The sequence below is a fragment of the Streptomyces sp. 1331.2 genome, from assembly GCF_900199205.1.
Classification (GTDB): domain Bacteria; phylum Actinomycetota; class Actinomycetes; order Streptomycetales; family Streptomycetaceae; genus Kitasatospora.
On record NZ_OBMJ01000002.1, the window covers coordinates 1 to 23,633 of the forward strand.

The 23,633-nt window shown below is 71.1% G+C and carries 20 protein-coding genes, 1 pseudogene and 4 CRISPR repeat arrays; of the genes and pseudogenes, 11 read left to right on the top strand and 10 right to left on the bottom strand.

From position 1 onward, the window contains the following. Positions 1–121: 121 nt before the first annotated feature. The 3 genes from CRP52_RS33050 to CRP52_RS38660 are packed head-to-tail and all read right to left on the bottom strand — an operon-like array spanning position 122 to position 2,717. Positions 122–1,621 (bottom strand): trypsin-like serine protease, encoded by a 1,500-nt coding sequence (locus CRP52_RS33050; protein WP_097240530.1) that lies wholly within the window; start codon positions 1,619–1,621, stop codon positions 122–124. A gap of 42 nt (positions 1,622–1,663) precedes the next feature. Next, positions 1,664–2,182, bottom strand: a complete 519-nt coding sequence (locus tag CRP52_RS33055; RefSeq protein ID WP_097240531.1) for a hypothetical protein — start codon at positions 2,180–2,182, stop codon at positions 1,664–1,666. 40 nt (positions 2,183–2,222) lie between these two features. Continuing rightward, positions 2,223–2,717: a hypothetical protein gene (locus CRP52_RS38660; RefSeq protein WP_097240532.1), complete on the bottom strand. Its 495-nt coding sequence runs from the start codon at positions 2,715–2,717 to the stop codon at positions 2,223–2,225. A 480-nt stretch (positions 2,718–3,197) separates the two neighbouring features. Here CRP52_RS38660 and CRP52_RS38665 point away from each other — a divergent pair, with 480 nt between their 5' ends. Both CRP52_RS38665 and CRP52_RS40940 read left to right on the top strand, forming a co-directional pair. Further along, positions 3,198–5,054 (top strand): ALF repeat-containing protein, encoded by a 1,857-nt coding sequence (locus CRP52_RS38665; RefSeq protein ID WP_179853099.1) that lies wholly within the window; start codon positions 3,198–3,200, stop codon positions 5,052–5,054. 86 nt (positions 5,055–5,140) lie between these two features. Beyond that, positions 5,141–5,584 (top strand): ALF repeat-containing protein, encoded by a 444-nt coding sequence (locus CRP52_RS40940; protein WP_373560582.1) that lies wholly within the window; start codon positions 5,141–5,143, stop codon positions 5,582–5,584. Between the two features lie 100 nt (positions 5,585–5,684). Here CRP52_RS40940 and CRP52_RS40060 read toward each other — a convergent pair whose 3' ends face one another. After that, positions 5,685–5,807, bottom strand: coding sequence for a hypothetical protein (locus CRP52_RS40060; protein ID WP_257033174.1), 123 nt, complete (start codon positions 5,805–5,807; stop codon positions 5,685–5,687). Positions 5,808–6,048: 241 nt separating this feature from the next. Between CRP52_RS40060 and CRP52_RS33080 the strand changes: the two genes are divergently transcribed. From CRP52_RS33080 to CRP52_RS33095, 4 genes are all read left to right on the top strand, one after another. Beyond that, positions 6,049–6,681, top strand: coding sequence for a hypothetical protein (locus tag CRP52_RS33080; protein ID WP_097240535.1), 633 nt, complete (start codon positions 6,049–6,051; stop codon positions 6,679–6,681). Then, positions 6,678–7,097: a polymorphic toxin-type HINT domain-containing protein gene (locus tag CRP52_RS33085; protein ID WP_097240536.1), complete on the top strand. Its 420-nt coding sequence runs from the start codon at positions 6,678–6,680 to the stop codon at positions 7,095–7,097. Before CRP52_RS33080 ends, CRP52_RS33085 begins: the two co-directional genes overlap by 4 nt. Beyond that, the gene (locus tag CRP52_RS33090; RefSeq protein WP_097240537.1) at positions 7,094–7,330 is read left to right on the top strand and encodes a hypothetical protein; all 237 of its coding nucleotides are present in this window, start codon (positions 7,094–7,096) and stop codon (positions 7,328–7,330) included. Before CRP52_RS33085 ends, CRP52_RS33090 begins: the two co-directional genes overlap by 4 nt. Positions 7,331–7,433: 103 nt before the next feature. Then, positions 7,434–8,162 (top strand): hypothetical protein, encoded by a 729-nt coding sequence (locus CRP52_RS33095; protein ID WP_143685889.1) that lies wholly within the window; start codon positions 7,434–7,436, stop codon positions 8,160–8,162. Between the two features lie 436 nt (positions 8,163–8,598). Here the strand turns inward: CRP52_RS33095 and CRP52_RS33100 are convergent. Both CRP52_RS33100 and CRP52_RS33105 read right to left on the bottom strand, forming a co-directional pair. Further along, positions 8,599–10,301: pseudogene (locus CRP52_RS33100) on the bottom strand (rhamnogalacturonan lyase B N-terminal domain-containing protein). A gap of 391 nt (positions 10,302–10,692) precedes the next feature. Further along, positions 10,693–11,112 carry a CPCC family cysteine-rich protein gene (locus tag CRP52_RS33105; RefSeq protein WP_097240539.1) on the bottom strand — a complete coding sequence of 140 codons (420 nt, stop codon included), beginning with the start codon at positions 11,110–11,112 and terminating at the stop codon, positions 10,693–10,695. 880 nt (positions 11,113–11,992) lie between these two features. On the opposite strand from CRP52_RS33105, the gene CRP52_RS33115 reads away from it, so the two are divergent. The 3 genes from CRP52_RS33115 (at position 11,993) to CRP52_RS33125 (ending at position 13,928) form a co-directional block, all read left to right on the top strand. Beyond that, on the top strand, positions 11,993–12,553 hold the full coding sequence (locus CRP52_RS33115; RefSeq protein ID WP_121179343.1) for an NUDIX hydrolase: 561 nt from the start codon (positions 11,993–11,995) through the stop codon (positions 12,551–12,553). A 159-nt stretch (positions 12,554–12,712) separates the two neighbouring features. After that, a complete protein-coding gene (locus tag CRP52_RS33120) occupies positions 12,713–13,195 on the top strand; it encodes a RidA family protein (RefSeq protein WP_097240541.1) in 483 nt (160 codons plus the stop codon). A gap of 247 nt (positions 13,196–13,442) precedes the next feature. After that, positions 13,443–13,928 (top strand): hypothetical protein, encoded by a 486-nt coding sequence (locus tag CRP52_RS33125; protein WP_097240542.1) that lies wholly within the window; start codon positions 13,443–13,445, stop codon positions 13,926–13,928. Between the two features lie 152 nt (positions 13,929–14,080). Here the strand turns inward: CRP52_RS33125 and CRP52_RS40675 are convergent, their stop codons facing one another. Then, the gene (locus tag CRP52_RS40675; protein WP_306458927.1) at positions 14,081–14,335 is read right to left on the bottom strand and encodes a hypothetical protein; all 255 of its coding nucleotides are present in this window, start codon (positions 14,333–14,335) and stop codon (positions 14,081–14,083) included. A 747-nt stretch (positions 14,336–15,082) separates the two neighbouring features. Beyond that, positions 15,083–15,539: direct repeats of the CRISPR family, unit length 29 nt; unit sequence GTCCTCCCCGCGCCAGCGGGGGTCAGCCG. Positions 15,540–15,632: 93 nt separating this feature from the next. Next, positions 15,633–16,088: a CRISPR direct-repeat array (repeat unit 29 nt; unit sequence GTCCTCCCCGCGCCAGCGGGGGTCAGCCG). A 148-nt stretch (positions 16,089–16,236) separates the two neighbouring features. After that, positions 16,237–16,521, bottom strand: coding sequence for a hypothetical protein (locus CRP52_RS40065; protein WP_097240543.1), 285 nt, complete (start codon positions 16,519–16,521; stop codon positions 16,237–16,239). Here CRP52_RS40065 and CRP52_RS40945 point away from each other — a divergent pair. Beyond that, positions 16,447–16,773, top strand: a complete 327-nt coding sequence (locus tag CRP52_RS40945; RefSeq protein WP_373560583.1) for a hypothetical protein — start codon at positions 16,447–16,449, stop codon at positions 16,771–16,773. The genes CRP52_RS40065 and CRP52_RS40945 overlap by 75 nt on opposite strands. A gap of 169 nt (positions 16,774–16,942) precedes the next feature. On the opposite strand, the gene CRP52_RS33140 is transcribed toward CRP52_RS40945, so the two are convergent. Then, on the bottom strand, positions 16,943–17,359 hold the full coding sequence (locus CRP52_RS33140) for a hypothetical protein (RefSeq protein WP_097240544.1): 417 nt from the start codon (positions 17,357–17,359) through the stop codon (positions 16,943–16,945). A 94-nt stretch (positions 17,360–17,453) separates the two neighbouring features. On the opposite strand from CRP52_RS33140, the gene CRP52_RS33145 reads away from it, so the two are divergent. After that, positions 17,454–18,218, top strand: coding sequence for a D-Ala-D-Ala carboxypeptidase family metallohydrolase (locus CRP52_RS33145; RefSeq protein WP_097240545.1), 765 nt, complete (start codon positions 17,454–17,456; stop codon positions 18,216–18,218). A gap of 798 nt (positions 18,219–19,016) precedes the next feature. Next, positions 19,017–21,059: a CRISPR direct-repeat array (repeat unit 29 nt; unit sequence GTTCTCCCCGCGCCAGCGGGGGTCAGCCG). 91 nt (positions 21,060–21,150) lie between these two features. Beyond that, positions 21,151–22,155: direct repeats of the CRISPR family, unit length 29 nt; unit sequence GTTCTCCCCGCGCCAGCGGGGGTCAGCCG. Positions 22,156–22,656: 501 nt separating this feature from the next. Here CRP52_RS33145 and CRP52_RS33150 read toward each other — a convergent pair. After that, entirely contained in the window at positions 22,657–23,382 is a 726-nt protein-coding gene (locus CRP52_RS33150) for a uridine kinase (RefSeq protein WP_097240546.1), read from the bottom strand. Positions 23,383–23,633: the final 251 nt, after the last annotated feature.

Below are 23,633 nucleotides of genomic sequence, written 5' to 3' on the forward strand. Positions count from 1 at the left end.
CGGGTCCACGACGGTCTGCGGGACGGCGTCGGCGGCCAGGCGGTGCCGGCCGGGGTGAGGATGAACTCGGTCCACTTCCCGGTGGAGAAGTCCAGCGAGTTCAGTCGGTTGTTCGGGCCGTTCACGTACACCACGGCCCTCCGGGCGCCCTGGTCGGCGATCGCGACCGGGTCGGTGGCGGCCATCCCGCCCCAGTCGCGCCAGCCGGGCCGTACGGGTCGACGGACCACAGGTGGTGGGCGGTGTCCCGGACGAAGGTGGTGAAGTGCCCGGTGGCGGGGTCGACGACCGTCGAGGGAACGGCGTCGGCAGCCAGCACCGTGCCGGCGGCGGTCGGGACGAACTCGACCCGGCCGGCGCCCCGGCGGTCGATCGAGTTCAGCTTGTTGTCGGGCCCGTTGACGTACACCACGATGTGTCCGTCGTTCGGGTTGACGACCGGCACGGGGTCGGTGGCGGCCAGCGGGCCGTAGTCGTACCAGCCCTCGCCCTGCGGGTCGACGGACCACAGGTGGTGCGCCGTGTCGCGGACGAAGGTCACCAGGTGCCCGGTGGCCGGGTCGACCACCGTACGGGGCACGGCGTCCGGGGCGAGGACCGTACCGGCGGTGGTGCGGATGAACTCCGTCCACTTGCGGTGGTGCGGTCGTAGGACCAGAGCTTGTTGTCCGGCCCGTTGACGTACACCATCACGTGGTTGTCGGCGGGTTGACGATCGCGGTGGGGCGGGTGGCGGGTAGCCGCCCAGGTCGTTCCAGCCCTCGTTCTGCGGGTCGACGGACCACAGGTGGTTCTTGCTGTCCTGGACGAAGGTGACCAGGTGCCCGCTGACCGGGTCGGCGACGGTGAACGGCGAGCCGGTCACCACGGTCCGGACGGGTGCTGTGCCGGACCTTCTCGATCCAGGCGCCGAGGTCGTCGACCCGGGTGCCGTAGGCGCCGGTGCGGGTCTCGGTGGCCGGGGTGCCCAGGCAGCCGCCCTGCCAGGACGCGAGGCCACTGCGACCAGCTCGGCCTTGCCGTCGGCCTCCCGGATCGCCGGAGCACCGGTGTCGCCCTTGCAGACCGCCGCACCGCCCGTGCCCGTGATGCCGATCCCGGCCGCGCTCACCGTGTCCAGCGAGAAGGCACCGGTGTGCAGCTTGTTCGGCACCCACTCGTCCTTGGTGCGCCCGAACCCGGCGACGCGCAGCGTCTGCCCGGCGGTCGGTGCGGTGGTGGCGATCGTCAGCGGGGTGACGCCGGAGACCGGCGCCGCCAGGCGGGCCATCACCAGGTCCCGGTCCTGACGCGGCGCCAGCTCCACCACCTGAGCCGACGTGCTACCGACGGTGGCGGTGGTCTTCCACTTCGGTGCACCGGCGGCCAGTGCCTGCGGCTGCGCCGGGTCGTCGGCGAAGCAGGAGGCGGCGGTGAGCACCCAGTACTGGTCGACCAGCGCACCGGTGCAGCCTCGCAGGTTGTCGCCGATCACCAGCCGGGCGGTCGAGGCGTAGGAGCCGTCGGCGGCAGCGTCACCCACGGCACCGGCCGGGGAGGTGGCGAAGGTGGCCAGTGCGCCGGTCGCGAGAGCGGCGGTCAGTGCGCCGGCCCGGCGGCGGGGCGAGGAGTTGCGAGGCATGGGTTGGGTTCCGGGGGTGAGAGAGGGGTGCGGGGAGCGGTGTCAGCCGGTGACGGTGAGTTCGACGAGGCTGGTCGGGGCGCTGCCGGTGCCTTCGCCGGTGGCCTTGAAGCCGTCCTTGGGGATGTCGAGGGTCTGGGTGGCGGTGCCGGCGGTGAGGCCGGCCCGGATGGCGCGGCCGGTGGTCTGGAGGGCGAATACGTCGGGCAGTTGCAGGGTGAGTGAGCCTGTGGTGCCGTCGGCGGTGAAGCAGATCTTGTTGTCCGGGTTGCCCGGGGCGCGGGTCCAGATCTGGATCTGGGTGGGCTTGGTGCAGTTGGTGAGCAGGATGTGTCCGTCGCCGCGTATGAGTTTGACGCGGGTGATGGTTGCGGCGTCGGGGTAGCTGAAGTCTTCGACGGCGGGGGGTGCGGTGGAGTTGTCGGCGGGCGGTGTGGTGTCGGCCGCGGCGAGTGCGGTCGCGCCGAGGAGGGCTGCGGTGGTCGCGGCGAGGGCGGCCGTCCATCGGCGGGCGGTGGTGCGGCCGGTCGTCTTCGCCGTGCGCGGGGGGTTGTGGGTCACCTGGGCTCCTGGGGGGAGGGTGAGCGGGTGCCGGCGGTGGTCAGCCGATGATCCGCAGTTCGAGGAGGGCTGCGGGCTTGCCGGTGCCGGTGCCGCTGCCGATCCCGACGCTGGCGCCGCCGGGGCCCTTGGCGATGTCGATGGTCTGGGAGACGCCTTCGCTGGTGAGTTTGGCGCTGACTGCGTAGTCGTCCGTGCGGATCCGGATGACGTTCGGCACTTCCAGGGCGAGGTAGCCGGTGTTGGTGGTGGCGCGGAAGCAGATCTGGTTGCCGCTCTCGTTGGGCAGGTCCATGCTCAGGACCTTGATCTGGTCGTCGACGGCGCAGTCCGACAGCAGGATGTGGCCGTCGCCGCGCAGCAGCTTGACGTTGCTGTAGGGGGCCGGGCCGGGGTAGGTGAAGTCCTCGACCGCGGGCGGTGCGGTGGAGTTGTCCGCGGGGGTGCCCTCGGCCGAGGCGAGCGCGGTGGCGCCGAGCGTGGTCGCCACCGCGACGGCGCCGGCGGCGATCCACCGGGACACGTGCTTTGCCATGACTATTCCTCTTCGTTCATCTCGTGTTGCCCGTTGGGCGGGTCCTCGGAATGCGGTGAACCGACCTGGACGGCAGGCGGACCGACTCGCTGGGACGGCGCGTCAAGGGGGGTGGAGGACACCTCGGAACGATCGCTTCGCCACCCCCGGCGATCACAACGGAATCCGGGCCATCGAACCAGAGAGTCTGACATTACGCCAACTTCCGACCCGTTCTGAGCAGGCACTATGTCACGTTTTCGAACAGCCTGGGCGCTTGCTGACGATGCGTCGGAATTTACTGACTATGCGCCGAGAACTGTTGTTCATTTCTCTTCCTTTACTCCCCAACCTCGTGACTTCGTACGCTTTCTGTTGTGGCGTGATCTGCCGGTAAGCTCCGCTGCGGCCTTATTCGGCCGACATCGACAGTGGAGGTTCCTGGTGCGTCATCCGATATCCCGTTCACGCCGGCGAGGGGGGAGGGGAAGGCCGCCGCTGTTGGGCAGGCTTTCCCTGGGCCTGTTGCCGCTCGCGCTGGTGACGGGTCTGGTGGGGACGGGGCTGCCGAACGCCGTCGCTGCCGAGCCGACCGGCGGGCAGGTGCAGCAGCCGAGCGACCGCGAGCGGGCGCTGCAGGCGTGGCTCAAGGGCGGGCCGAGCGTGCACACGCTGGCGGAGTCGGCGCTGGCCGGGTCCGACCAGGACGTGAAGCGGTTCCTGGACAGTGATCTGGCCGGTGCGCAGCATGCGGATGATCTGCTGGCTGCCACCCAGATCGCGAGTCTGGGTGGTCCGAAGGTCCGTGAGGCGGCGGGCAAGGCGCTCGACGGCACCGCCGCCGAACTGCAGACCTTCCTGCAGAGCGGCTGGCAGTTGCCGCTGGATGCCGATCGCCGGCTGTGGATCACGCGGATCGCGGATCCTGCGCTGGGTGCGGGTCGGGGTGTGCAGGCGGCGGCCGATACGGCGTTGCGTGGCAGCAGTGACGACCTTCAGCGGTTCCTGACGGAGGGGCAGTTCGCGGCGAAGGACGCGGACGACCGGGTGAAGCTGGTCCAGGTCCTGAGTGCGGGTGGTGCGAACACGCAGGCCGCGGCGCGGGCGGCGTTGAACGGCTCGATCGAGGACGTCCGGGACTTCCTGACGGTCGGACAGTACATCGCGCAGAACCGCGACATGGAACGCGCGAGCATCGCACAGCTGGCCCAGCAGGCCAAGGACGCGGGCGCGCAGGCCGCCGCCGAGACGGCTGCGGCGGTGGAGGCCAAGGACAAGGCCGTTGCGAACTCGCAGCTGGCGAAGGACGATGCCGCGCGGGCGGCGGCCGAGACGCAGGCCGCGGGCAGTGACACCGCCAAGGCCACCGCGGCCGCCAACAACGCGGCCACGGCGGCGGAGCGGGCCGGGCAGGCCGCGCAGACCGCGATCACCGCGGCGCGTTCGGCCAACGCCTCCGCCCGCGCGGCGGCGTATGCGGCCTCCAACGCGGCGGCTGCCGCGGCGGGTGCGCAGCGGGCTGCTGCCAATGCTCGTACGGCTGCTGCGGCTGCGGCGGGTGATGCGGGCAAGGCGCATGAGGCGCGGGTGGCGGCGGATGCGGCGGATGCGGCGGCGAAGATCGCTGCGGATGCGCAGGCCACGCTGGTGGAGGCGAACAAGGCTGCGGCGAGCAGCAAGGATGCCGCCGGGGCTGCGCTCAGTGCCAGGGGTAATGCGGATGCGGCGGCGGGTTCGGCCGATCAGGCCGGGGCGTATGCCGACAGTGCGGGCGGTCAGTCCGTGAAGGCCAAGCGGGCGGCGGAGGCGACGCGTCGTCAGGCCGCGGAGGCCGGACGTGCCGCCACCGCGTCGCAGAAGCTGGCCGAGGAGGCCGCCGGTCAGGCCGATGCCGCGAGGACGCTGCTGGTCTCTGCGGCCGCACACGCCAGTGCGGCGGCGCAGGCAGCGCGGGACGCGGCGGACCACGCGGGGCAGAGCGCCAACGCCGCGCAGGAGTCCACCGACCACGCCAACGCCGCCTCCGGCTTCGCCGGGGACGCGCAGACCGCCGTCGACAAGGCCGGTGCCGTCCAGGACCTGGCCCGCCGCACCGAGGCGGAGGACCTGGCCAACCGGAGCGGGCCGCGATCGAGACCGCGCGCAAGGCCCGCGCCGACGAGAGCGACAAGCAGGCCGAGACCGAACAGGCCCGCCAGCAGGTCCAGAACGCCCGCGCCGAGGCCGACCGCCTCGCCCAGGCCGTCAACCAGCCCGGCACCACCCCCCAGGAGGTCGCCACCGACGGCCGCAAACTCGCCCTCCTCTCCCGCAAGATCTCCGGATCCTGGGGAGAAGCAGCCGCCGAAGCCGCCCTGACCGGCAACGACACCGCCGTCTTCGCCTACCTCAAAACCGGCCGCAAGGCCGCCGAGGAGCACGACGCACAGGATCGCGCCACCCAGATCTACCAGGACGACGAGAACCCGGCCGTTCGCACGGCGGCCTACACCGCCCTCCAAGGTGACGCGGCGAAGATCGGCGCGTTCCTGAACAGCGGCCAGTACGAGGCCGCGGCGCCCAACAACCGGCTGACGATCACCCGCCTCCTCGACAAGGCCGGCCCCGCCGTCAAGACCGCCGGCGACACCGCGCTGCGCACCAACACCCCGAAGCGCTGCGCGACTTCCTCGACAAGGGCCTCACCGACGCCCAGGCCGCCGACGACCGCCTCACCGCGACCCGGCTCGCCGACGCCCCCGACAACGAACCCGAACTCAAGGCCGCCGCACGGATCGCCCTCGAAGGCCCCGCCGTCAAACTGCGTGCCTTCGTCGCCGCAGGCCAGTACACCGCCCAGCAGAAGGACCGCCTCACCGCCGTCCACGTCGCGGACGTCACCGGCCTGATCGCCCAGGCCAGCGCGGCCGCCGCCACCGCCCAGAAGAACGCGGCCGAAGCCCAGCGCGTCGCCGCCCTCGCCCGCGGCGCCGCAAGCGAAGCCGCCGGCTACGCCGGCAACGCCCAGCAGTCCGCGAACACCGCCGCCGACCAGGTCACCAAGGCCCAGGCCGCCGCCGACGCCGCCCAGACCAGCGCCACCAACGCCGCCCAGTCCGCCAAGAACGCCAACGCCGCCGCCGGCTCAGCCCGGCACGACGCCGCTCTAGCGACGTACTCCGCCCAGCGGGCGGCACAGTCGGCGAGCGCGGCCCGACGCTCCGCGTCCGATGCGTACAGCTCCGCTGCGTCGGCACGGGCTTCGGCCGAAGCCGCGGGCAAGGACGCCACGGCCGCCCAGGCCGCCGCCGACGACGCGTTCGGCACCTACGAGGCCAGGCACGAAGCCGAGGAGAAGGCCAAGCGCGAGGCCATGGAAGCGGCACGCGCGGAAGCGGACCGACTGCGCAAGCAGGAAGCCGCCGATCAGAAGGCCGCCGACGAGCAGAAGGCCAAGGAGAAGGACTCCCAGGTCTCGGCGATCGAGGAGGAGATCAAGAAGGAGAAGGAGGACAGCGAGACCGTCAGCGCCATCTACCACCTGTTCTCCGAGAGCATCCACCTCACCCTCGACATCATCGGGGGCGCGGGCGGGGTCATCGCCCCCGGCCTCGCCGACATCGCCGACCTGATCAACTGCGCCTACTACGCCGTCGAAGGCCGCACCGCCGACGCCATCACCTCCTGCATCGGCGCGATCCCCTTCATCGGTGACGGCGCGGCCGTCGCCAAGCTCGCCCAGTGGGCCAAGAAGTTCGGCTCCTGGGGCGAGAAGGCCGTCACGTTCATCAAGAAGCTGGTCACTCGGATCCCTCCGAGCTGCCCCTCGCCGAACAGCTTCCCGGCCGGCACCCCGGTCCTCATGGGCGACGGCAGCCACAAGCCCATCGAGACCATCAGGGTCGGCGACACCGTCCTGGCCACTGACCCGCTCACGGGGCAGAGCGCGGGCCAAAAGGTCGACGCCACCATCTACACCCCGACGACCGCCAGTTCACGGACGTGACCCTGGCCGACGGCGGTTCGCTCACCTCCACCAGCAGCCACCGCTTCTGGAACGCCTCCGAGCGGGCCTGGGCCGACGCCTCGCGTCTGCGGGCCGGGGACTCCCTGCTGACCCCCTCCGGGCAGCAGGCGACGATCAGTGCGACCCGGCAGTGGGAGGGCCTGCAGGCCGCCTACAACCTCACCGTCGCCGACCTGCACACGTACTACGTGCTGGCGGGCGACACCCCGGTCCTCGTCCACAACAACAACTGCGCCGTCACAGCGGTCGCCCTCGGCTACCAGGCGGCCGGTACCGCCAAGTGGGCTGAGGGTCTCGGGTTCACCCACTTCATGAAGCCGGAGTTCGAGAAGACCTGGCGGGATACGTCAAGAGCGCCATCGACGACCCCAAGATCGACATCCACGTCAACATGAAGGAATTCGAGGGCGACTTCGAGCAGATGGCCGTGACCGGCCTCGGGGGCTCGGCAGCGGGGGCCAAGGCCACCCAGGAGGAGATGTCGTGGATCGCCCGGGCCGTGATCGGCGAGAGGGTGCCGTGGAGTAAGTTCAAGTTCTACGACAAGGACGGAAAGTTGATCAGCGTCCCGGAACCGAAGTGGCAGGAAGCCAAATGGCAGAAGGCCTGGATCTTCGAGTGGGCCTGACCCCGGGCTGACCGGCCCTCGGGCCGACTCCCCCGCGGCCGGTGGGGCTGCCGCTTTCCACGGCGGCCGCCCCACCGGCCGGTCATTTCGTGTGCGAGTACAGGTGGAAAGGACCAACTCTTCTATGAACGACGTGATCGGCGGCCTCCCGTCGGGCTTCTCCGATTACTATCCGGAGCTCGCCCGCTACGGGGGTCTCACGGCCGCGTTCCTCGCGACCGCGGCCGAGCACGGCATCGACCTCGGCGACGAGTTGCGTGCTCCCGAGCCCGACTGGACGCCGACGGCCGCACAGTTCGACTCGCCGCGAGGAACGATGTGGGTGAACCTGTGGCTCGAAGAACGCGGGTTCAGCATCAAGCTGGGCAACAGCCGCGGAGGACACCCCTGGGCCGAAGGCGCGACCCCGGACATCGCCGAGGCCGCCGGGGTGCTCGCGGCATGGAAGCACGGCGCGACCCTCACCGAGCTTTCCGAGCGATTCCCGTTCATGACGTACACCAGGCTTAGCCAGGGGTACGAGGACGGGAATCCGGAAGCCGTGATGTGGGATCTGCAAATCGGCGACCCGAAGTTCGAGGAGTACCGGGACCTCCTCATCGCACTGCGCGCCGAGCCGCAGCTCGCGCGGATGTTCCCGTTCTTCTCGATGTGGACGCTGCGGCTGGCGAAGGACGCCTACCGCGAAGAGCCGGGCGAACTGCTGATCCGGCAACAGGACGACGGCTCCTACCTCCTGTGGTCCTCTTCGGAAACCGAGGAGGACCAGCGGGAGTTCCGCCGGCTCGACGACCTGGTCGCCGCCGCAGCCGCCCTGCGGAACACCCTCTGAGCCACCGGATACGGCCTCCGCCTCACGGGCGGAGGCCGTATCCGTGTTCCCCTAGGGCTGCTCCCAGTGGATGCGGCGCAGCCCGAGGTCGTCCAGCAGGTACGTCGCGTCGTCCCGGCGGATCGCATCGGTCGCGGCGATTGCTTCCAGAACACCTGAGCCGCGCCGCCGCACGCCCGGGGTGAGGCGATGGGGCGGCGCGGCTCGCGGGGGCGGGCGTCAGAAGCTGGTGAGGCCGAGCTGCTGGACGCCGCCGGCCGGGTCGGTCCAGGCGCCGGCGAGACCGCCGTCCTCGACCACCGCATGACCGTCCGTCGTCAGGACACCCACCCGACCCGCCCCCTGATCCAGCTCGAAGGGGGTCGTATCCCGGGGGGGGCGGAGGCAGTCCGTGGAGCCGCCCGTGGCTGGGGCGGCTCCACCTGGTGTGCCGGGCTCAGGTGAGCAGTTCGACGCAGTCGTAGGCGAAACCGGGGCTGAGGAACTGCGAGCCGCTGCTGCCGGAGACGACGGTGATGGTGAGCGTGTTGGTGCCGGGCCGAAGGGCGGAGGCGGGGACGGTGAAGGCGTAGGTGTGGTTGTTGCCGCGGTAGGAGCCGACCGTGAGCGAGCGGGTGCTCGGTTCGGGGTGGGGCTGGGGACGGGTGAGGTCCAGTCGTTGAGCCGGATCCGGGGGCGGGCGTTGAGGAAGGCGGTGGTGACGCCGATGTTGAGGGTGCGCGGTTGGGCGGCCTGCTCTGCCGTCAGGTCGAAGGTGACCCTCCTGCCGTCGTTGACGTCCCGCCACTGATAGGCGGGGAAGTCGGCGTCCCTGGACCGGCCCACGGTGAAGTCGCCGGTCCACGGCTCGGCGCGCACGTCCGAGGGGTGTGCGTGGGTGACCAGGTCGGCATTGCGGAAGCCCGCCGGGGTACCGTCCCAGCGGCCGATGCGCCAGATCGCCGGAGCCTGACCCGGGTCGTCGGCGGGGGTGAGGCCGATGGTGTGCAGGGCGGTGGTGCTGCCGGGCCCGACCGTCACGGAGCCGGTGCGGACGGCGAGTTCGCCCTGGTAGACGGTCCAGGTGTAGTCGCCGGGCAGCATCCGGCGGGCGATGTACGCGCCGCGGCCCGGTTCGGCGGTCGCCCAGTACTGCGCGTCGTCGTTGGCGAACCCGACGGTGTAGGCGAGCGCCGGGTTGCGACCCGAGATGCCCACCCCGGCCACGGCTCCGCGGTCGCCGTCGCCGACCCAGCCGTCCAGGCCGAGCCCGTCCACCCACGAGGTGTCGATGCGGTCGTGCCACAGCTCCGATGAGGGTGCGCCGCCGTCGGTGAAGGCGAGCACGTACGGCCCCTGGAGGCCGAAGCGCATCGGCTCGGTCTGGTTCTCGCCGTAGTAGAGGATCTCGTACAGGCCCGCGCCGTTGTCGTACGAGTGGCGCATCAGGGAGCGGTAGAACGGTCCGCCGGACGCTTTCTCGTGGTTGCTGCGCACCATCCACAGACCGACGCCGGGCTTGCTCCAGCCCACGTACCGGTAGTCGACGACCCGTTGGTTGGAGTAGTGCTTGGACCGGGTGGTGCCGTCGGGTCGGCGACGCACGTCCTGGGCCTCGATGAGGACGTCCCGGGTGGCGTCCCAGGAGTCGGGGTTGTCATTGGGGAAGAGGCCGGGGCGGACCCGCACGATGTAGCGGGTGACGGTGATCGAGTCGTCCGCCTTGTCGGTCCACAGATAGACGTTGTTCTCGCCCTGGCGTGCGGCGTAGTAGTGGCGCAGGGTGCCGTGGACCACGCTGATCAGGATGGTCCGGTCGAGCCGGGCGATGCTCACCGCGGACGGGCCGAGGCCGGACTCGACCTGGGAGTTCTGCCCGTTGTAGCCCTGGTACTCGACGCCCCGGTAGACCAGGGAGGTCAGGTCGCCGGTGCTCCTGCTGACCCGGAAGATCAGGTCGGCGCCGGTGTGCACGGTGTACTCGCGGCCGTCGTCGGTGTAGCCGAACGTGCCACTCGCCGTGCTGCTCGCCGTGCTGCTCGCCGCGGTGGCGGCCTGTGCGCCGGACGGGCCGGCGCCGACCGCCGCCCCGCCCAGGGCGATGCTCGCCGCCCCGGCCCGGAACAGGAACCGGCGGCGGCTTGGACGATGCTTGCTCATGCTGCGGTGCTTCCTTTTCGACGGGACCGGTGGGCGGCCCAACCAGGGCAGGGCCACCCGGAACGCGGCGTCGCGCTCTGCCTGTTGGTGGCCGCCCGGCCGTGAAAGGTTGCCCGCGTCGGAAAGTTTTTCCGAGCCGCGTCCGAGCCCGACCACGCCCTGGATCCTGGCGATTTCCCTGGGCGATTCCCTTGGCGAGACGGGCGTCAGGCAACGGGCGAGCTGTACGTCGCGACCCGGCGCGACCCGGCGCGATTCGGCGCGACCCGGCGCGACCCGGCGCGACCCGGCGCGACCCGGCGCGATTCGGTGCGATTCGGTGCGACCTTGCGCGACCACCGGGGCGGCATGCGGGAGATCGCGTCCCCGCACGACGTGTCGTGACGGTCGATCAGGAAGGCCGGCGACTCCGTCCGGCCGGCGCCGCGCGACGCCAGAACCCCGTGTCCCGATAGCGCCACCAGTACAGGGCAGTGCGATCGTCCGGCCACTCGGCCAGCTGAACCCCTCTGGGCTCGAAGCGGTCGCGCCCGGGGTCGATCGGGCGCCAGCTCGGGTCCATCGGCTCGTCGTCCTCAGGCAGGCGGACATGCTCCACAGACCGTTCCTCGCAAGCCCCGAAGGCCCGGTAGTTCTCCTGGGCCTCGATCAGCGAAGGTCGGTTTGCTCCGCCGGAGCAGTCCGGCCAGCGAAGCTGGATCGCGTCGTCCTCCCAGAAGCAGACCGGGCAGATCTCGTACGAGCCCGGCTGCCCGTCCATGGTCAGACGGCCACAGCACACGCAGGGAAACTTCAGGGTCACGCCCGTCATCCTGGCCCATCTCACCGAGAGGCCCAACTGGTTTCCCGGGGTTGCCGGCGAGACCCGCGTCCGGGGGCGTTCCACGGATCCGGCACCGGCACGTCCCACCTGCTGATCACCCTGGGCGCCGAGGCCGGAACGTGACCGAGTCTGTTGACCCCACCTATGAAGACGCCGGCCGTGGCAGAATGCCGACATGATTCTGCTCCGAAAGGGCGATGCCGCGTAGGCGCCCGAAGGCTGTCCGCGCCGAGCGGTGGCGGCCACGCAAGCACGTGCCGGTCCGTCGGATTCCGAGCGTAGCCGCTCGAACCCGAGCAGCGGTGCGTCGTGTTGAGGACGAATACCTGTGGCCGAACGCCGTTGCTGATGCTCTGAGCCGGTTCGAATGGGCTTTCAGGCAGCCGGGACGATATCTGACCGGCCCGGGTGAGAGTCCTGGCATCGAGATCGAAGACGGCCGAGACAATCTGGAAGTGGCCCTACGGCGCCTTCCGAGAGGAGCCCGGTCTGACCTGGGCCGCTTGGTGGAGCGGATCGACGTCGAGTTCGAGCGGCGCACTCTTCCGAACCCTGGTTCGGTGAGCGAGTGGACGGCGGGCCGCTGGTGGTGGTGGCGCATTCGGGAACGGTGACACCGGCGGTCAGGAGCCCTTGGCGGGCGGCCTGTTGGCAGGCTTGGTCGTGACGAGACGGTAGAAGTCGCAGCACCTTCGACGTCGCGGTCGCATCGAGACCGGATCGTCTGGTCCGGCCACTGCCACCGGCGGCACACCCACACCGACCCCCGCCCCTCCGCACCTGCACTGGTTGTCCCTGCTGGGCTTCGAGCCGGTCGGGCGCGTGGGAGGGTCGGGAGCGCAACTCGTACGCGCGTGAGGAGACTGCCGTGGAGTGGGAGACGTTCGGCCGGCGGAAGGTCTACGGCAGCCCTTGGGTCGAGGTGTGGCTGGAGGACGTCGAGGTGCCCGGTATCGGCCGGATCGACCACCACGTCGTCCGCTACCCGCGTGCGTCGACCAGCGCCGTCGTCACCGACGACCAGGGCCGGTTCCTCCTCCTCCACCGCCACCGGTTCATCACCGGCCGCTGGGGCTGGGAGGTGCCGGCCGGCTGGGCCGAGCCCGGCGAGGAGCCGGCGGCCGCGATCACCCGCGAGGTCGAGGAGGAGACCGGCTGGCGGCCCGGCCGCGTCGAGCTGCTGACCGAGTACGACGCCATGGCCGGCATCTCGGACGCCCACTTCCGCTGCTACCACGTCACCGGCTGCACCCGGGTGGGCCCTCCGGAGGACACCTCCGAGGCGACCCGGGTCGAATGGATCCCGGAGGCCGAGGTGGTCAAGCTCCTCGTGAACGGTGACGTAGCGGACGGCCCGTCGCACGCCGCGCTCTCCTACTACCTGGGACCGCACCGGCTCGCCGGCCGCCGGGGCACGGAGCTGGGCTGACCCGGGGGCGGCGTCCCTGCCGCGCTCCCCGCACCTGCGGGGGCCAGGTCAGCCGAGATCGACGACGAAGGCCGAAAGGGTCAGCTCGCCCGCGCGTCGGCTGTGCTGCCACCCGACCGGCGGCAGACTCGGAATCCCGAGCTCGGAGCGGAGCGCGCCATGTCCGTCGAACGGTTGCTGGCAGAGTCAGGCCTGACGCTTCCCCCGGCGGCGCAGGCACCCCCAGGGCTGGAGCTGCCCTTCGTATGGGTCCGTGTCCACGGCAACCGTGCCTACGCCTCCGGACACGGTGCCCTCGGGCCCGACGGGACGCCGGCCGGCCCGTACGGGCGGGTGCCGAGCCAGGTCACGCTTGAGGAGGCCCAGGAGTCGGCCCGCCTGGCGACCCTGTCCCTGCTCGGCGACCTCCGCCGGGCCCTGGGCGACCTGGGCCGGATCACCGCCTGGCTCAGCATCAGCGGCTTCGTGAACGCCGATCCGGGTTTTCCGGGAACCACCCGCGTCCTCAACCCGTGCTCCGACCTGGTGCTGTCCCTCTTCGGCCCCGAAGCCGGCGCCCACGCCCGCACCGCGATCGGCGTGAACGCCCTGCCGCTCGACCTGCCGGTCATCATCGCGGCCGAGGTGGAGATCGCTGGCTGAGCGCGCGGGACGGGATGGCGGCTGCCGGGGTGGGTCGGACGGTGGGTCGGCCGGCCGGTGGGTCGGCTGGCCGGTGGGTCGGCTGGCCGGTTCGCTGTTCGGGGATCCGGCCGGAGGCTCACGAAGTGACCGGAAATGGGGGTGTGCGGGCGCAGTCCGGGGAGTGACAGTTCTGACAGTCGCGGGTTCGCGGAGTCGTGGAGACCGGCACTACGCGGCGCTCTCAGCTCCCGAGGAAGGACGTCAGTTGACCACGGCACACCGGACCGAGCCGACGGCGGAGCGCACGAGCAGCAGCCGACACCTGCTGCCGGAGGAAGGGTTCGCCAGCGTCGTACGTCTGATCCAGCGCGACAACAAGGGCATCGACGAGCCGCACGCCGTACGGATCGCCGACGAGGCCATCAAGTTCGTCGTGGCGGCGGCCACGCACCCCGGGCGCCTGATGCGCCCGTCCAGGGCCGTGGACATGGGGTGGCACGCGCTCCTCCTGCACACGTCTCTGTACCGTGCGCTGTGCAGCTCCGCGGGCCGGTTCGTGGACCACTACCCGGACGAGCCCGGAACCAGGCCGGTCCCCACGCAGGGGCACCGCTACGCGCTGGACGCCATCCGGGCCGCGGGATTCGAGCCGGACCTGAGCCTGTGGCCATCTCACCATGGTGACTGCGGCGCCTGCGGAGGCGGCTGCGGCAGTTGTGGCAGCGGCGGCGACTGCGGCCAGCGGCCGTAAGCCGCGATCCGTCCCGTCTGGGGCCGACCCTCAGGATGTGGTCCGGCCGTGGGCCGGAGAGGGGACGAGTCGAGTATCGAGGCGCGTTCGTCAGGGGCCTATGCGTGCGCCGGGCCCGCCGGGCTCGCCGGTCGGCGCCGCGACCGCCCGGGCTAGGACGTGGCCGCGGATGACGAGGTGGGGCAGGGCGAGCGTGGAATCGTCGTCCACACCCAGGTCCGCACCGACTCCACGTCCAGCGCGTGCACGGCGGTGTAGTAGTGGTGCAGCCCGGTGCCCGCGGCCGGCGCCGGGGCCGCTCCGATGTACCCGACGTTCCTCAGCTGGAACGCCGCGCCCGGCAGCGTCGCGTCCGGATCACCAGAGCGGGGCGGCAGGTCGGTGACGTCCGGGTCGATGATCGTCACCGCGAAGCTCTTCGTACCGGCTGGCGCACCGGACCAGGACAGCTACGGCGAGGCGTAATGGCCACCGGGGCCCCGAGGATGCCGCTGTAGTGCTCGTCGGCAGTACGGCGTGCCGTCGCGGGAGTCCGCACTGGTCAGCGTGAACGACGCCATCTGCGGGTCGAGCAGGGCGTACGGGTTGGCGGACATTCCTGACTCCATGCCCACTCAACGGTCACGGGGACTGGGAACTGGCTGGCGGCCGACGGGTGATGGCTGCACGTCGGCTCGCTACTCCCCGTCGCGCACGAGCCCCATTCAGTTCCGGACGAACCCGTGGCGCAACAGGGAGAGCCCGATCAAGGCTCCTGGCTCAGCGACGAGGTCACCGCGCCTGACGGCGATCGACGACGGGAGAGCGCCGGGATCCTCCCCGGGGGCGCCCCCTGCATTGACGTTGCGGCACCCGGCCGTCACGTGTGTGCAGATCAGCAGGCAGCCGAGTCTTCCGGACAACGGACGGAAGTGCCGAGCAGCGGGAATTGACTTTCCCACGTGTGACTCCGCAGCAATGGCCGGCTGCCGCACGGATCGACCTGGGCTCTGGCAAGCGGGAGGCTACGTCCCGTCGCAACGTCACCGGCACATGGGACGATGTCCCCGGCTCTTTGACACCTCAACAGACCGGCTGCTGCACACGCTCGCTTGGCATCACGCCAGATTTGGCAAAGAAACAGCAAAGCCACCGCATCGCCCAAGGTCAGAAAGGTCCTCCCCGCGCCAGCGGGGGTCAGCCGTTTGCCGAGCTGGCTAAGGAGCTGGGGCTGGAGTCCTCCCCGCGCCAGCGGGGGTCAGCCGTTTGCCGAGCTGGCTAAGGAGCTGGGGCTGGAGTCCTCCCCGCGCCAGCGGGGGTCAGCCGCCGGTGCTGGGGTTCAGCTTTTGCGTGGTGACGTCCTCCCCGCGCCAGCGGGGGTCAGCCGGCCGAACTGCGGACCCAACTCGCCTACGTGGTGTCCTCCCCGCGCCAGCGGGGGTCAGCCGACCTGGGAGCGCCGCTACGCCGTCGAGGACAAGTCCTCCCCGCGCCAGCGGGGGTCAGCCGGCGATCGGCAAGGCGGTGTCGCTGTGGGAGCGGTCCTCCCCGCGCCAGCGGGGGTCAGCCGATCCGGCCGCCGGTGAGGTTGGTGTGGGCGGCGTCCTCCCCGCGCCAGCGGGGGTCAGCCGCCGTCGGCGTAGGGGCGGCCGTCCTCATCCACGTCCTCCCCGCGCCAGCGGGGGGGCAGCCGTCAGACACTCCGGCGGACGCGGCGACTCCGCTGTCCTCCCCGCGCCAGCGGGGGTCAGCCGAGCCGGCCGCCGAGCCGCACGACACCACCGGAGTCCTCCCCGCGCCAGCGGGGGTCAGCCGATCTGGCGGATCTGGTCGGTGTACATCGCCATGTCCTCCCCGCGCCAGCGGGGGTCAGCCGGTGATGTTGCAGAGGCTGGTTCCGCAGTCCGAGTCCTCCCCGCGCCAGCGGGGGTCAGCCGGAGTACGGTCCGGCGTTCGGCCTGTACATGGAGTCCTCCCCGCGCCAGCGGGGGTCAGCCGTGCTCTACCGGCTGTGGTCCTTGAAGGGGCGCGTCCTCCCCGCGCCAGCGGGGGTCAGCCGCCCGCCATCGCGCACGTCCTCGGCGTCGAGGTGTCCTCCCCGCGCCAGCGGGGGTCAGCCGGCGCTCCTCTCCGAGGCTGGCATCCCCTTCCGGTCCTCCCCGCGCCAGCGGGGGTCAGCCGGAACCATCCTGGAACCCCGCCTTCATGGCTTCGTCCTCCCCTCGCCAGCGGGGTCAGTCGTCGGAAATGCGTGATCCTCCCTTGGATCGTCAGTCCTCCCCGCCAGCGGGGGGTCAGCCGCCGGAGAACATCATCCCCGCCCGTGGAGCTAGGGACGGTTCGCGAGGCCGTCGCCCTGGCGCTGGGTGGCCGGGCCGGTACCCGGCTCGCCGAGCACCTGGCGGTCGGGACCGGCCGGGACATCCAGATACGCCTGATCCGCTCGCATCCGGACCCGCCCACCGGACGGGTCCGGATGCTCGGCGTCGACGATTTCGCCCTTCGCAAGGGCCACGACTACGGCACGGTCCTGGTCGACATCGAGGGCCGCCGTCCCGTCGAGGTCTTGCCCGAGCGGTGCGCCGATGCCCTGGCGGAGCGGCTCACCGAGCATCCCGGCGTCGACATGCTCTGCCGCGACCGGGCCCGCTACTACGCAGATGGGGCTGACCGGGCGCCGGCACGGCGACGCAGGTCGCGCACAGGCTTCACCTCTGGCAGAACCTCGGCGAGACGGCCGAACGGCTGGTCGCCCGCCCGTGCCCGCAGTGGGTCCCGCCCATGCCCGAGAAGGGGCGGGTGGTACTGCCCGACGGACGACGGGCTCGGCGCACCCGCGAGCGTCACTCCGCGGTCCACGCGCTGATGGGCAACGGCATGGCGCCCAGCCAGATCGTCGCCGAGCTGGTTCTGAACCCGACCGAGGACCGTGCGGACGTTCATGAGGGCCGCCACGGCCGACGGGTTGATCGGCGATCGCCTCGCCGGCTGCCAGAGCAGCCTGGACGGCCACGCCGCCTACCTGATCGCACGCTTCAACGAGGGCTGCACCAGCGCCGACCCGCCTCCACCGAGAACTCGCCGAACGCGGCCTGACTGTCAGCGAGCGCGCCGAGGCCGCCCGCAACATGCTCGCCGCGCTCGACCGCCTGGCCCGAAACCGGCCCCGTGCCTCGGTCGACCTCGGTATGCCGATCATCCCCGGGAGCGCTGATGAACACTTCGCCCAGTAGGAAAGGACGCTGGGCGTTGATCCAATCGTCGGTGACGCACGCAGTCTCGAAGTGCCACCAGCCATCGGCCACTCCATGAACCAGCAGCGACTTTATGCCTGCGAGGTCCGAACTCACCGGCACGTTGAACGCCACCAGCGGGAGATCGTCACTGAAGACCGAGCCCTGCACCACAAGGCCGCCGAGCGCGTCGCCGACCGCACTCCGGTGGCCGAGCACCGTTGACCGTGGACTGCAGAACAGGCACCGTTGACCCGGCACCGCTGATCATGCACCGTACCCGACCCGTTCGAACTCCTCGAAGGATCAGGACATGAACAGATCTTCCCTCGACCGCCGTTCACTCCTGCGCTACGGCACCGGCGTCGTGGCCGCGGCCGGGCTCGCCGCCGTCGCCGAGGTCGGCCTCGCCCGGCCCGCGGCGGCCTACGGGTGGCCCGGCTCGCTCGGCCAGGGCTCCTCCGGTGCCGCCGTCGCCGAGCTGCAGATCCGCGTCGCGGGGTGGGCCGCCGACGTCGCGTCCCAGACGTACGTGGCCGTGGACGGCTCCTTCGGGCCCGGCACCGCCACCGCGGTGCGCCGGTTCCAGGCTGCGTACGGCCTGAGCGCCGACGGCGTTGCCGGACCGCAGACCTTCGGCGTGCTCAACTCCCTGGAGAAGTCGGACGGTTCCACCTCCCACTTCGACTGGTCGGAGTTCACCAGCCACGACGGCTCGGGCTTCGGCGGCGGCAACGTGGGCTCCGGCGAGGTGCGGGAGAACGTACGCCGCACCATGTACAAGCTGGAGGCGCTGCGGAAGAAGGCGGGCGGCCGCGCGATCACCATCAACTCCGGCTTCCGCAGCACCGCGTACAACGCCCAGGTCGGCGGTGCGTCGAACTCCATGCACACCTACGGGGTCGCTGCCGACATCGCGGTCTCCGGCCTGTCCACGCTCTCCGTCTACCGGATCGCCGAGACCTGCGGCTTCTCCGGCCTGGAGACCTACACCGTCTCGTGGCAGCACGTGGACAGCCGGGTCGAGCACGGCAACTACGGCTCGGGCTTCTGGTGGTGGCAGGACGGCGTCGCGTAGCGGCGCCCCGGGCCCGGCCGGGCGTGCGGCCGAACCGGGAGGTGTTCGGCCGCATCGGTGGCAGTGGCGGGCGTGAGCGGAAGGCAGCGTGCACGTCGGCTCCGTCTCGCGTCCGCTGGGCTGGGCTGGGCTGGAGAGATGAGAAAGCTCTGGGAAGGGGAGGCGGGCTGGTTGCCCGCCTCCCCGGCGGCTTCAGCCGTGCCGCGAGGTCAGCCACCCAGGTGGACGGTTCGCTGATCGGCGCCTGCTCGGTCCAGTCGAACGTCTCCTTGAAGGTGGCGCCGGGAATCGGTGACTTGAAGGTTGTGGCCCGCGTCCGCGTCGGGATCTCGGTTGCCGAGTTTCAGTCGGAGGCGTCAGGGAGGGCCCCATCGGGGCTTTTGGCTCCTGGCTCGACGACGAGGCGAGCGCGCCGGATGACGGCTGACGATGGCGGCAGTGCCGGGGGCGGGGGCACGCCTCTTTGCATCGGCCTTGCGGCACACGACCGTTCGTGCGCCGGTCAGCAGACGGGCGGATTTCCGGGTGGCGGGCGGAGGAACTGAGCAGCGGGGACCGGCTCTCCTGTAGGTGGCTCCGCCCCACCGGTGCCGCGGGAACGGGCCGGGGCTCTGCCGGAACGGCGGGCTCAGTTCCTCTGGGGGCAGCTATTGCCTCGTCACAGCGTCACCGGCCCGTGGCACGATGTCCCAGGCTCTTTGACACCTCAACAGACCGGCTGCTGCACAAGCTCACTTGCACCACGCCACATTTGGCAAAGAAACAGCAAAGCCGCCGCATCGCCCAAGGTCAGAAAGGGTTCTCCCCGCGCCAGCGGGGGTCAGCCGCGCTCCAGTCCGCCACCGCCATCGCGCTGGCCGTTCTCCCCGCGCCAGCGGGGGTCAGCCGAGGGCCTTGATAGCGGCGGTCTCGTTGAGCGCGTTCTCCCCGCGCCAGCGGGGGTCAGCCGCGGCACCACCAGCAGGCCCTGGCCGACCTACGGTTCTCCCCGCGCCAGCGGGGGTCAGCCGGCCGGTAGCACGTCAGCCGACCCGGCACGGGCGTTCTCCCCGCGCCAGCGGGGGTCAGCCAACAGCCCGTCCTCGAAACCGGATCGGGTGACCGTTCTCCCCGCGCCAGCGGGGGTCAGCCGAACGGCGACCGCTCCCCAGGGCTGTTCGGCACGTTCTCCCCGCGCCAGCGGGGGTCAGCCGAACGGCGACCGCTCCCCAGGGCTGTTCGGCACGTTCTCCCCGCGCCAGCGGGGGTCAGCCGGCGGTTGTCCACCACGAAGTGCGGGCCTTGAGGTTCTCCCCGCGCCAGCGGGGGTCAGCCGGTGGTGACCACCCGTCACCATGAGGAGGAAACGTTCTCCCCGCGCCAGCGGGGGTCAGCCGTGCGCCATGGACGAGGGGTTCCGGTGCTGCTGGTTCTCCCCGCGCCAGCGGGGGTCAGCCGTTGGCGTGGCGGCTCATCCAGGCGGCGCCGATGTTCTCCCCGCGCCAGCGGGGGTCAGCCGGTGGTGACCACCCGTCACCATGAGGAGGAAACGTTCTCCCCGCGCCAGCGGGGGTCAGCCGTGCGCCATGGACGAGGGGTTCCGGTGCTGCTGGTTCTCCCCGCGCCAGCGGGGGTCAGCCGTTGGCGTGGCGGCTCATCCAGGCGGCGCCGATGTTCTCCCCGCGCCAGCGGGGGTCAGCCGAACGCCCTTGCCTGGTAGTCGGGGTGGCCGAGGTTCTCCCCGCGCCAGCGGGGGTCAGCCGGTGATCATCACGCCGTGGCTGGGCCAGGGCGAGTTCTCCCCGCGCCAGCGGGGGTCAGCCGCCCGGCCTGCACGCCCTCCATCCACGCGGCCCGTTCTCCCCGCGCCAGCGGGGGTCAGCCGTCCTGGTCAGACGAGGAGCCGTCACCCCACTGGTTCTCCCCGCGCCAGCGGGGGTCAGCCGCCCGCCGCCACCGAGGAGCAGCGCAAGACCGCGTTCTCCCCGCGCCAGCGGGGGTCAGCCGAGGGAGAGGCGAAGCGACGCCCACAGGAGGAAGTTCTCCCCGCGCCAGCGGGGGTCAGCCGTTGAGCACCGCCAAGCTGGCCGCCGCCGCAGCGTTCTCCCCGCGCCAGCGGGGGTCAGCCGCACGGGCACTTTCGGGGGTCGGGCGGCTACCAGTTCTCCCCGCGCCAGCGGGGGTCAGCCGCCGCCTCGAACTCGCTGGTGCGCTGAGTGACGGTTCTCCCCGCGCCAGCGGGGGTCAGCCGGACGTCAGCCTCTACGCACGTGTCCCCTCCGCGTTCTCCCCGCGCCAGCGGGGGTCAGCCGGACCTGATCACGAAAGAGTGACGGGATCTGCCGTTCTCCCCGCGCCAGCGGGGGTCAGCCGCGCCACGGTTTCGCCGTGGCCTGATCCCTAGGGTTCTCCCCGCGCCAGCGGGGGTCAGCCGGCGTGGTCGGTGATCTCGGACAGCGAGATCTCGTTCTCCCCGCGCCAGCGGGGGTCAGCCTATGGCCCCGGACGGCCTGCTCACCCGCCGACAGTTCTCCCCGCGCCAGCGGGGGTCAGCCGCCAGGCGTGAAAAGCGCCAACCCCCCGTGAACGTTCTCCCCGCGCCAGCGGGGGTCAGCCGACCCCAGGCCAGGCCATGCGGGCGATGCGGCGGTTCTCCCCGCGCCAGCGGGGGTCAGCCGCTCCACGGCGCACCGGACTTCTCCTGGGGGGCGTTCTCCCCGCGCCAGCGGGGGTCAGCCGTGCCTGCTCGCGCTGGCCCGCCTCGGCTGGGAGTTCTCCCCGCGCCAGCGGGGGTCAGCCGTCGTCGGTCGTGGTGAACTCCTGGAGCTTGGTGTTCTCCCCGCGCCAGCGGGGGTCAGCCGCCGTGCCATGGCTGGGCCGCCGCCACCACCGAGTTCTCCTGCGCCAGCGGGGGTCAGCCGCCGCTGACCTTGGGGTTGCCGGTGCGGATGTTGTTCTCCCCGCGCCAGCGGGGGTCAGCCGGCCGTCCTCATCGGGCTCGCTGTGATCCTGCTGTTCTCCCCGCGCCAGCGGGGGTCAGCCGGGCACCAGTTGGGAGGTGATCGGCGGACAGCTGTTCTCCCCGCGCCAGCGGGGGTCAGCCGTCGTCCGGCACCGGCGACGGCACCGGGAGGGGGTTCTCCCCGCGCCAGCGGGGGTCAGCCGCAACAACGCTCGGACGTGGCAGCCCGAGAGGGGTTCTCCCCGCGCCAGCGGGGGTCAGCCGAATTCCCAGTCAACGGCACTAACGGCACTGTCGTTCTCCCCGCGCCAGCGGGGGTCAGCCGGCCGAACTGGCTGTCAGCTCCATTTGTCTGTTGTTCTCCCCGCGCCAGCGGGGGTCAGCCGCGCTCGCCATGTCCGAGGACGTGCAGCCCGTCGTTCTCCCCGCGCCAGCGGGGGTCAGCCGCAGATCGAGGAGACGCGCCTTCGCCTGGAGCAGTTCTCCCCGCGCCAGCGGGGGTCAGCCGCGGAGGAGCTACTGCGGCCCCGCCCGTAACGGGTTCTCCCCGCGCCAGCGGGGGTCAGCCGGTGCTGGCCGCCGGAGTCTCCTGCGGACTCGTGTTCTCCCCGCGCCAGCGGGGGTCAGCCGTAGTTGTCGACCGGCGGCAGGCTCGGGCGGACGTTCTCCCCGCGCCAGCGGGGGTCAGCCGTCCGGCCGCCTGCGCCTGGCAGACGGTGCGGCGTTCTCCCTGCGCCAGCGGGGGTCAGCCGTCCATCTTCGCGACGGTCAGGTCCGTGAAGTAGTTCTCCCCGCGCCAGCGGGGGTCAGCCGGACAGACCGGTCTGGTGGGCTAGCAGGCCGCCGTTCTCCCCGCGCCAGCGGGGGTCAGCCGTACTTCCGGAGTGCGGCGAGTACGACCACGGCGTTCTCCCCGCGCCAGCGGGGGTCAGCCGTGCTCGTCAGTGTCGAACTTGTCGGCCGGGTCGTTCTACCCGCGCCAGCGGGGGTCAGCCATGGGCGAACGTCACGGTGTTGGAGCCGGTGGGGTTCTCCCCGCGCCAGCGGGGTGTCCTGTCTCGGTGAGCGTGGCGGAGTCTCGGTGATCGTGGCGAGTTCGGCCTCGTTCGTCTCGGTGAAGTTGGCGAGGATGGCAGATGAGTCCGGTCTCATCGGGCCTGGTGGTGTCTCACTCATCCCAGGCGGTAGTCGGCCGATTCGCGGCGCGCGCGGCTGGCCGTGCCCGGTTTTCACCTTTCAAGGTGGATTGAGTCTCATCTGATCCGGCTGGTCTCACTGGACCCGTGATGGTCGTCCCATTGACAGGACGCACGCACTCTCGGATCGACGAACTCTTGCAGTTCCACGGCACGGGCACCCGTCAGTCCCGCGACTCGCCCAGACCTTCAAGGTCTCGCGCGGAACGGTCTATCGCCACATCAGCCTCCCCACCGGGAAAGACGACGGCAGACACTTTGAACCGAGCCCGCTACCAGCAGCCGCAGATCCCTCCAGAGGTCACGACTCCACGACGCGCGGGCTGGCGAACGCCGAGTTGTCGATGACGACGTCCATCATCGGGATCGGGTCGACTTCCTGAAGATAGATGCGCTCTGCCACCAGATACCGGTTGCGGTGAATCGACTCCGCATCGCTCCCGGCCCAGTCCTGATCACGGTCGGCGCCTCGCTGAACGGACAGTTCCGCATCTACCTGCAGCCAGACACGGAAGTCCCAGTACTTGTTGATCTCCGGCCGGAAGGCGAAGACGCCATCCACGATCAGCACCGCATCCGAAGCAAGGGGCGTCCGGTGTGAGGAATGATCCTTCTGCGTCAGCGGGTCGATGCTGCACAGCACGCACGACGTTGCCTCCGGCGACCGGCAGGGCCCAAGCAGCAGCCGCTTGACCGCGTCATAGTCGTACGCGTTGCGGTAGTACCCCTCACCTGACTCCCGGTCATACAGGTGCCGGTCCTTCCACGGCTTCTTGAAGTCATCAAGGGTTGCCCGGAGCACGGGCCGTCCCGCAGTACTGATCCGCTCAGCCAATTCGTGTCCGAAACTCGTCTTGCCCGCAGCGGTGAAACCGTCGATCCCTACCATCAGACGGCCCTGGCCGAGGGCCAGGATCCGCTTCGCGATCCGTTCGACCAGCGCAGTGCGTTCGTGAGAGGTCGTCGGAGGACACGGCTGCTGCCAAGTCGAAACCGAATGATGCACGCCCGCCCGCTGCAGTCCCATGAGGAGAACCTATCTCGTGCGCCACTCGTCTCGGTGAAGTTGACGAAGTTGGGGGACAGGGGCCTATGCGTCTGATCATCGTGGTGGCGTGACGGTCGCTCGGAGTGTTGCCGGTGGAGCGCCGGCTGTAGTGCGGGGGTTCGAGGTCGCGTATGTCGACCGGGACGGCGGCGAACACCGCGTGGCGTTGGCTGACGCTGCCGGGGTGCGGTTCGAGGACGGACGGCCGGTACGGTCCTTGTCCCTCCTGG